Source organism: Synechococcus sp. OH2 (genome assembly GCF_047462155.1).
Taxonomy (GTDB): Bacteria; Cyanobacteriota; Cyanobacteriia; order Thermostichales; family Thermostichaceae; genus Thermostichus.
Genome location: NZ_JANSIR010000026.1, coordinates 28,164 through 37,188, shown reverse-complemented (window position 1 = coordinate 37,188; position 9,025 = coordinate 28,164). Strand labels below are relative to the sequence as shown.

The window sequence follows — 9,025 nt, the reverse complement described above, 5'->3', positions numbered from 1 at the left end:
ACAGATCGGCCAAGATGCGCGCTAGCACCTGAGCGGTTTGCTGCTGTTGCTCGGGGTTTTGCAGCCGATCCAGCGCCACCCCCAGCAGCCAGCGGATCCCAGCCTGCATGCGCTCGGTTTGCAGCAGTTTGCGGGCCAAGTTGTGCAGCTCCTCTGGCGTGAGCAGGGATCCCATGATGGTTTTGGCAATCTGCTTGGCCAGGCGGGGCTGGTTCTGCGGGATCAAGCCGGGAGTGAAGGGGATGCGCCAGCCGAAAACCCGGTAGGGGCGATAGGGCCGGAAGAGCATCTTGATGGCGATGTCATTGGTGAAGTAGCCAATCACCAGCCCGGCCAGCGGGGGCACGAAGTAGGTCCAAAGGGCCATGGAGCAAACTTGGGGGGATCTTCTCTACTCTACCGACCCGCTCCTGCTTGCTTTTTGTCAAGGCTACTGGATGATCAGGCTCTCGCTCAGTTCCAGCTCCACCAGCGTATTGGGCTGCAGCGTCACCACCCGGTCGATGTTGGTACTCCCTGCAGCAGCACCCGCCAGGCCGCCGGCTAAGATGGGCAAAAAGCCCCATCCCCCCGTGAGCACTCCCAAGGCCAATCCGCCCGCCGCCCCATAGCCCGCCCCACGGGCGACGGTAGTGCCCACGTCGGCGTTGCGATCCAACCTGACCTGGAGGGGTGCAGACTGGCCTCTAATGAGATAGGTGGAAGAGCCGATGGTGAGGCGGTTAGCCACAAAGCGGCTGCCGACGACCCGCTCTTGGGGATCGGCGCTCTCCGACTCCTGACCAGAAAACTTGAGTTCTCGGTAGATCGGCTCAAGAGTGCCCCACACCACGCTCCCCGCCGGGATCACCACCTGGCCAAAGCGATCCACCACCGGCTCGGAAACCTCCAGATTGGCGCTGATGGCCTGGTAAGGCTGAAAAGTAAGGGGGCGGTAAACCGTGAGGGGAATGCGGGTGCCGGCAGGCAACTCGCCCCGCGCAGCCCCGGCCAGGTTCCCCCCTGGACTGAAGTCGGGCCGCCGTTGATAGGAATAGGCCTCGCCTGGCGGAGCCTGTCCACCTGGGGCCGCTTGAACGGGCACCACCGGGATCGGATCCACAGCCGGAGCTGCGGGATCCAGCGGCATTTGTGGCACCTGAGGCACCGGTGGCAGGGGATCAGGGGTGGCAGAGCTGGGGGAAGATGGAGCGCTCAGCAGCGGCAGGGTGGGGACGGGATTCGGCTGAGGAGCTTGAGGAGTAAACTCAAACTGCTGGGCGGCAACTGCAGCCGCCGCCGCAGCCCACCCCACCCCACTCACCAGCCACCCGAAGCCAACCCTTTGCCACGATGGCAAAAACGGCTGCAACGCTGAGCTCATGGATCCCGTCCAGTCACAACTGGCAGTAGCTTAACATCCTGACCAGCTCGTGCCCACTAGATTTAGTAGAGGTTAAGGGGGCGGCGGCCCTTAAAACACTATTGAGACCTGTTGAAGGCCTGGGCTGGGTTGGGTTTTCCCTAGGGGCTAGGGGAAGGAGAGGGGGAAGGCTCCCCGCCAGCCTGGGGACTCGGCGTGGGTGTGGGTTCTGGAGTAGGGGTCGGAGTGGGTGTGGGCTGGGCGGCCCGCACCTGGAAAGACCACTGCTGGATGGCAGTGTTGCCGCTAGTATCGGCAATTTGGACGGCAATCAAGGTTGGTCGATCGGTGGGCAGCGGCTCGGCTGGGGTATAGGTAAAGCCGGTGCGGCTGAGCTGGGCTTGGGCAGTGACATCTACATTGTTCACCAGCAGGGTAAAGCTATTGAGGTCGATCCTCTGGTCATCTTGAAAGCGGGCGGAGATGGCGGGGCGCGGGTTGTCGGTCACCGCTCCGTTGGGCGGGGCCAGGTCGCTGATGGTGGGGAAGGTGGTGTCGGTCACCTGCCCAATGCTGATGGTTTTGTCCGGCAATTGCACCAAGGTCACCAGCCCATTCCGCTCCAGGCGGGCGAACACCGGCGCTTCCGAGGCCCGGTCTTGGCTGCGGAAGGTGTAGCTGCCCTCGTATTGGCCAGGGCGGGTTTCCTGCAACGGCAGGTTGTAGGCGATACCGGGGATGGAAAAAGACCCCTGTGCCCCCGGGGATCCCAGCAAATACACCGTCAGGGTGTCCCCCGGTTTGACGGATCCCAGCTCCTCGCGGGCCAAGAAAGTTCTCACTTCCGGCGCGGTAGGCAGCGTTTCCACCAGCGGCTCCACGGGGATGTCCGGCGTAGCCAGGGGCTCAGGGGTGGGGGTAACCTGGGCAAGGAGCTCGGTAGGGATCCCTGGTCTGGGAATGGCAGCTCCCACCGGTGGGTCTAGGCTGGGCACCCGGCCCACCTTGGCCAGCGCTTGGTAGGTAAGAGCCGCCACTTCCCCCCGCGTGGCCACCGCCTGGGCATTCAAGCGGGTGGGATCAGGGTAGAGCACCAACAGCCCTTCTTGAAGTGCTGTCGCGATGGGGGCGCGGGCAAAGTTGGGAACCAAATTGGCATCGCTGAACCCGGCCAGGATGGCGTCAATTTGGCTTGGATCCTCGAGGAGCTTGCCGTTGGTGGCAGCGCGGGTCAAGACGGTGATGGCCTGGGCACGGGTGAGGACCTCGTTGGGACGGAAGGTGCCGTCGGGAAAGCCGGAAACCAACCCTGCTGCTGCCGCCGCGCCGATGGAGGGAGCTGCCCAGCTGGGAATGGGATCGGCAAAGGAGCGTACGGGAACGTTGGTATCGAGCCCAAAAGCTTTGGTAACGATGACAGCAAACTGGGCGCGGGTAATCGACTCATTGGGGCGAAAGGTGCCGTCTGGGAAGCCGCCGATGATCTGCCGCTCGTTCAAGCCGGCGATGTACTGGGCGCCCCAGTAGGTGCCGATATCAGAAAGTTGCGCCCAAGCGGGATCCCCCATCCAAACCAAGCTGCTGCAGCCTACCACCAGAGCTACCGTCTTCCAACCCTGCCAAAGGAAAAGGTTGCGCATTGTTCACACCTCACGATCTGCTAGGAGAGCCCCTGGGAGGTTTGTGAGTTCAAGAGGGGCCAGCTCGGACCTAGTTATCCAAGCCATAGCCCCAGACGAGGAAAGTTCTCAAAAAGTTCTCCTTGGCGGGCTGTTTTGTCGCCTGCTCAGGGTGCAGGATTGGGGTAGCGCTGGTGCACCGCTTCGATCTCCGCCACGAGCTCAGGCGACAGCTCCACCTCCAGGCAACTGAGGTTTTCCTTGAGCTGGGCCAGGTTGGTGGCTCCGAGGATGGTGCTGGTGACAAACCAGCGGCTGCGCACAAAGGCCAAAGCCAACTGGGCAGGAGTCAGGCCGTGCTGGCGGGCAATGCGTACGTAGGCGGCCACGGCCTCTTCCACATTGGGCTTGCGGTAGCGCTGGCCAAAGCCCTCAAACAGGGTCAAACGGGATCCCGGCGGCTTGGCGCCCCCCAGGTATTTGCCCGTCAGCAGCCCAAAGGCCAGGGGGCTGTAGGCCAGCAGCCCCACCTGCTCATGGCGGCAGACCTCTGCCAGGCCCATCTCAAACGTGCGGTTGAGGAGGCTATAGGCGTTTTGAATCGAGACCACCTTGGGCAGGCCCAACTGCTCAGCCAGGTGGCAAAACTTGCAGACTCCCCAGGGGGTTTCGTTGCTCAGGCCGATGTAGCGCACCATGCCCTCCTGCACCAGTTCCGCCAAGCCCTGCAGTTGCTCGGCAATGGGAACGGTGGGCCGCTCCTGGCTGGGATCATAGGCCACCCCCCCAAACAGGGGCACATAGCGATCCGGCCAGTGGATTTGGTAGAGGTCGATGTAGTCGGTCTTCAGGCGTTTGAGGCTACCAGCCACTGCCTGCTTAAGATTGTTGCGGCTAATCGAGAGAGACCCGCCGCGGATCCAGTGCCAGGGTCGCCCCGGGCCAGTGATCTTGGTGGCGATGATGAGGCGCTCCCGCGGCTGGTGTTGTAGCCACTCGCCGATGTAGCGTTCTGTGGCTCCCTGGGTTTCCGCCCGCGCCGGCACTGGGTACATCTCGGCGGTGTCGATGAAGTTAATCCCGTGCTCCACCGCGTAATCGAGCTGTTCCCAAGCCTCGGCCAAGGTATTCTGCTGTCCAAAGGTCATGGTGCCCAGACAGATTTCCGAGACCTGCAAAGGGCTGTGGCCAAGCTGGCGGTAGCGCATGGGAACTCCCGATCTCCTAACCCGAGACAGCACACCAGTCCCCATTGTGCCCAAAACTTGCCAGCCCCTGGGATCCCTGCCCCTACTCTTGCTGCAGCACAGGCATGTACTCGCGGTAGATCTGGTTTAGGATTTCCAGGCCAATGCGGGTGCGACTGTCGGGGGGACGGGCCTCGATGGCCGCCCTTACTTGCAAGATGGTCCCCACTGGGTAGGGAGAACGCAGCTCCTCCTGCTTGCCCAAAAACACATCCGTGAAGTAGTCAATCAGCCGCTTGACTTCTCCCATGTCCTTGCGGGAGATGTCCATATCCAAAACGGTGGTCAATTTGGCCCGCATCGCCTGGAAGCTTTGCTGACTGGTGTTGAGGGCCACCCGCTTGGCCAGGCTATCCACCACGATTTGGCTGATCTTCTCTACATTTTGAGTTACAATCTCGAGATGGCGGGCGGCAAAGCGCAGTTGCACTTCATGCAAAAATTGTTCTCGCTCCAGGATTTGGATGCCCTGCTGCTCCAGATCCACTCCGTAGCTTTGCAACTGCTTGTACTGATTCAAAACCCATTGGTTGTAGAACGAATCGGCCAAACCCCGCCAATAGCCGATGATTGTTGCCTCGGCAAAGGGGATGCTAAGCAAATAGGTCTCGCTGGTGATCCAGTGCAAATGCTGGGTTAGCTTGTCCCGCTCTTTCTCGTCCAAGTAGGAGGTGCGCGGCACCCAAGCTGCCCCGTACTCGCTTTTCACCTCCGCAGGGAGGGAGACCAAGAGAGTGTCGAAAAATTGGTGGAGGCTGAAAAGGAGAAACTTATTTGGATCCTGCAGGCGGTTGAGGAGCTCTTGTTTTTTCTCTTCTTGGTATTGGGCTACCAGTTGCTGGGCCTCGGCGGCCTGGCTGCGCGCTGCCTCCACATCTTGCCGCAGCTTTTCGATCGCTTCTGCGCTCGGCACCTCGGTAGCAGCAAGCTCCCCCTCTCCGCTGAAATAACTGCCGCCCGGCCCTGGACCACCGAGGCTTGCCAGCGGTTCGTCGCTGTCGTTATCCAGGGTTAAGAGGTGAGAAAGAGCCTGCAAGCGAGCTCGCCGATCGCCAGAGCACAGGGATCCCACCTCCACCGGATCCCGACTTTCCCAACCGTCCAGTCCACCGATGCGATAGAGCGTGTAAAAATACTTGCTGAGCAGAATTGCCAACAGATGCTTGTTTTTGACCTCGTTGTACTCCAAGTAGGCCCGCAGACACAGTTGGAAGGCGATGTTGGGCAGGCTGCGACACACCCTCATAATCTGGGAGTATACTCTTTGCAAGTGGGGCCGAAAGCGGCGCGGGATCGCCTCGGGTCGCAGGCCGCGCAGCAAAAACTCCGGCTGCCGCAGATCTTGAGGGGTAAAGTAAAAGCTTTCTTGCCAAAGCAGCTCGTCCAGGTCGCGGGCAAAAACCGGCTTCAACTGATCGATGATCTGCACAACGACCGCTTCGTTAAAAACCGGTATAATTTCTTCAATACGCAGCTCCTCGTAAATAGAATGCAGCCGCTTGCTGCGAAAGTCCTCGATCGAGATCAGCCCCTTCATGGTTCCAATCCGACCGTCGCTCAGCAGGAACTTATAGACCACTTCGGCAGTGGCGCCTGGGGAGAGAACGGGAGTTCCGGTCAAGTCAGGGCAAATTTGCAGGGGGCGTAGCAAGCGGCTGGTTTCACTGATGCTGAAGCAACTCCAAGCTGCCGGGTTGAGCACCACCGACGATAGGCCGGCCAGCAATTGCTTCTCATCCAACTCCTCCAGCCGGATTTCTCCCCTGGGAGCTTGGCGGGGTGCCGTGGGTGAAGCCGCCTGCGAATCCCGAACGGACGGAGGAGATAAAGGTAGGGGGGATGCACTCATGCAGCAAAGGGCGTTTAACCTCGAAGGTCACTCTAGACCGGCAAAGGATGGGTAAGATGTGATCTGTGTCTCTATGTCCAACGGAAGTCTCTAAAGCAGAGTCTGCCCAAAAACCTCGCGCTGTTATCTATTGGTACCAGTATCTGGGAACGGTCAGCTTTTGGGTAGCGTGCAACCACGGTTTTGGGGCTCCACCGATCGATACGCAACTTTAGCTCTGGTGGACAAGGTTGCTGAGTCTTTCCCCCCTCTTGCCGAGCCAGTTTTTCTGCCCAACCCCTAAGCTACGATAGAAGGTCTGCCTACCGGTATGTCTATCCGGGAGTTGCGGTTTGATGCGTTCTTAATTCGGGTTGATTCAGGATTAGGGTGCATGACGGCCATTTTGATTGTGGACGACGATCCCACGATTCGGCTGGTGTTGAAGCGATCCCTGGAGCGGCAGGGCTACACCGTCGAGATGGCCAGCGGTGGCTTGGAAGGGCTGGAGAAAGCTCATCTCCTAACCCCGGGGCTGATTATCTGTGACTGGATGATGCCGGATATGGATGGGCTGGAAGTCTGCCGGCGCATCAAGGCGGATCCCAAGTTTTCCACCACCTTCTTTATTTTGCTCACTGCGCGCACCGAAGTCGAAGACCGCATCCAGGGCCTAGATGCCGGGGCAGACGAGTTCCTCAGCAAGCCCATCGATCCCAATGAATTGCGGGCGCGGGTGCGGGCTGGGCTGCGCTTGCACCAGCTCAGCTATGACCTGCAACAGCAAACCGCCAGGTTGCGGGCAGAACTGGCCGAGGCGGCCAGCTATGTGCGTTCTCTTTTGCCCAAGCCGGCCGACTTCTCACCTCACCAAATAGCGATTGAGTGGTGCTTTTTGCCCTCCCAGGAGTTGGGGGGCGATTCGTTTAACTACCACTGGCTAGACGAGGATCACCTGGCTATTTACCTTCTGGATGTGTCGGGGCATGGGGTGGGATCTGCCCTCTTGTCCGTGTCGGTGATGAACCAGTTGCGTTCCCAGAGCCTGCCCGACACCGACCTGCGGCAGCCGGATGCGGTGTTGCGCGCCCTCAACCAATCCTTCCAAATGGGATCCCACCATGACATGTACTTCACCCTCTGGTATGGGGTTTACCGGCCGCGATCTCGCTTGCTTTCTTTTGCCAGCGCTGGCCACCCCCCCGCTCTGTTGGTTGCTCAATCAGATCCCATCCCCCTAGAGCTGAAAACACCCAATTTGCCCATTGGCATTTTGCCCGATCAGGACTTTGCTAGGGACGAAGTGCGGATCCCGGCCAACAGTTGTCTGTACGTGTTCAGCGACGGGGTTTACGAAGTGTCCACCTCGGAAGGGATCTGGGGAATGGAGAACTGGAAGTCGTTCCTAGGCGCCCATGCCTGCATTGGCCTCGATCGCGTTCTGCAACACATCCAATCTTTCCGCGGCAGGGCGGATCTTGAAGATGATTTTTCCCTGCTCCGTATCAGCTTTGGCTAGTAGCTCAAGAAGGAGGGAAGGGGGATGACTGGGGAGCTGAGCCGGGATCTGCTCCCTGAAGCTGCTGCCACTGGGTAGGGGTAAAGGTACGGAGGGCTAGGGCGTGGAGACGGCCATCCTGAAGGTAGGGCTTCAAGGCCTCGTTCACCAGCCGGTGCTGTTTGATGAGGGGGAGGCCTTGGAATTGCTCAGCCACGACGACGGCCTGAAAATGGTTGCCGTCGCCAGCTGTATCTTCTACCTGCACCTTCGCGCCGGGCAGGGCAGCCTGTATCAACGCCTCGATTTCCTGCGGATCCATGCGCCGTCTTCCTGGCTTCGGCTCAAGACAACTTAGAGAAGCTCTCCCAATGCCTGCAGATGTTGAGTTCTCATAGCGGGGACTGGATTTGAACCAGTGACCTTCGGGTTATGAGCCCGACGAGCTACCAGGCTGCTCTACCCCGCGGCGCTTTCCCAGTCTAGCCTGTTCTCCTAGAAGCCGGCAAGCCTCCAGTTGCCGGCAGGGATCCTTGGAGCGACCGTTGACATACTCCCCAGCCCCAAAGGGCGGGGATTCTTGTTCCGGGTTCCACGACAGCACTTGCTGAGTTGGGTTGCCCTTCCCCAGCAGCGGTGCTCATCTCCCCAAGCGTTCCCTCTTGCAAGGCAGTTCCCCAATGCCCTTGGGCGCTGTTTCACTCAATTCCCAACATCTTCAGGGCCCGGCGCAAAATGTTGAGTGCTGCGTTGGTGCCGAGGATAAGCTGGCTGGCTTTGCCGTTGCAGTACAAAGCAAAGGTACCTGCCTGGTTGCCGCCGGTGAAGGTGATGGCCATCCCGTCAGGTGAAAGTTTCCACCCCGACTGCTTGTACTCATAACTCAATGGATACGAATGGCCTCATTCAGAGCTTGGTACTGCTCTGGTGTTCGGTTGAGTAGCTTGGCTTTCCTGCTAGCATGAAACATCACTCGCTTGAGCGGATAAGCAAAGACAGCGCTTCATCCCCCTAGCTTTAGCCAGGGGCCTTCGCGCATCACTTCCCGGTAAAAAGCCCCCCCTAGAGCTGGGGGGTGAGCAAGCAAGAGCGAGCCCTTTAAGGCAACAGTTCTTCGATAGCCTCCTCCTTGGTGTTGGTGCGGCGGGAGAGGGTGCGGCGGTCGAAGGTCATGTGGATCTCCCGGTTTTGCTCGCCATCGGCAGCCACGGCAAAGATGGGGAAGTCGATGTTGCCATCGGGGAAAGCCATGTGGAAACGGAAGGTGCCATCGGGGTTGAGCTGGATCTTGCGCCCAGCGATGGTGACGGTGGCATCCGGCTCCGTGGCCCCGTAGACGATCAGCTCGGCATCAGCCACCAGCCAGAACTTGCGGGAGCGCCGCGGCAGGACTTCGGAAGCGCCGGAGAACAGCCCCAGGCCCGATCCAGAAGCCATCCAAGGGGCAGCAGGCACTTCGGCCATGGCCATCCCCATCATGCCCACGCCTGA

The 9,025-nt window shown here is 59.9% G+C and carries 8 protein-coding genes, 1 tRNA gene and 1 pseudogene; 1 reads left to right on the top strand and 9 read right to left on the bottom strand.

The annotated features are described in order from the left end of the window. The 5 genes from NW835_RS02195 to NW835_RS02175 form a co-directional block, all read right to left on the bottom strand. A partial coding sequence (locus NW835_RS02195) for a DUF445 domain-containing protein (protein WP_414414415.1) occupies positions 1 to 367 on the bottom strand: 367 nt, incomplete at its 3' end. Positions 368 to 430: 63 nt separating this feature from the next. Beyond that, positions 431 to 1,363 (bottom strand): hypothetical protein, encoded by a 933-nt coding sequence (locus NW835_RS02190; protein ID WP_414414414.1) that lies wholly within the window; start codon positions 1,361 to 1,363, stop codon positions 431 to 433. Between the two features lie 140 nt (positions 1,364 to 1,503). Next, a complete protein-coding gene (locus NW835_RS02185) occupies positions 1,504 to 2,982 on the bottom strand; it encodes an S-layer homology domain-containing protein (RefSeq protein WP_414414413.1) in 1,479 nt (492 codons plus the stop codon). A gap of 146 nt (positions 2,983 to 3,128) precedes the next feature. Continuing rightward, positions 3,129 to 4,169 carry an NADP(H)-dependent aldo-keto reductase gene (locus NW835_RS02180; protein WP_414414412.1) on the bottom strand — a complete coding sequence of 347 codons (1,041 nt, stop codon included), beginning with the start codon at positions 4,167 to 4,169 and terminating at the stop codon, positions 3,129 to 3,131. Between the two features lie 82 nt (positions 4,170 to 4,251). Beyond that, positions 4,252 to 5,949: a hypothetical protein gene (locus NW835_RS02175; protein WP_414414411.1), complete on the bottom strand. Its 1,698-nt coding sequence runs from the start codon at positions 5,947 to 5,949 to the stop codon at positions 4,252 to 4,254. Positions 5,950 to 6,430: 481 nt separating this feature from the next. Here NW835_RS02175 and NW835_RS02170 point away from each other — a divergent pair, with 481 nt between their 5' ends. Beyond that, positions 6,431 to 7,555 carry a PP2C family protein-serine/threonine phosphatase gene (locus NW835_RS02170; protein WP_414386061.1) on the top strand — a complete coding sequence of 375 codons (1,125 nt, stop codon included), beginning with the start codon at positions 6,431 to 6,433 and terminating at the stop codon, positions 7,553 to 7,555. 4 nt (positions 7,556 to 7,559) lie between these two features. Here the strand turns inward: NW835_RS02170 and NW835_RS02165 are convergent, their stop codons facing one another. The 4 genes and pseudogenes from NW835_RS02165 to NW835_RS02150 form a co-directional block, all read right to left on the bottom strand. Next, entirely contained in the window at positions 7,560 to 7,856 is a 297-nt protein-coding gene (locus tag NW835_RS02165) for a BolA family protein (protein WP_414414410.1), read from the bottom strand. A 73-nt stretch (positions 7,857 to 7,929) separates the two neighbouring features. After that, positions 7,930 to 8,003 (bottom strand) — tRNA-Met (locus NW835_RS02160). 229 nt (positions 8,004 to 8,232) lie between these two features. Next, positions 8,233 to 8,373 (bottom strand): hypothetical protein, encoded by a 141-nt coding sequence (locus tag NW835_RS02155; protein WP_414414409.1) that lies wholly within the window; start codon positions 8,371 to 8,373, stop codon positions 8,233 to 8,235. 259 nt (positions 8,374 to 8,632) lie between these two features. Next, positions 8,633 to 9,025: pseudogene (locus tag NW835_RS02150) on the bottom strand (Rho termination protein); the annotation flags it as partial.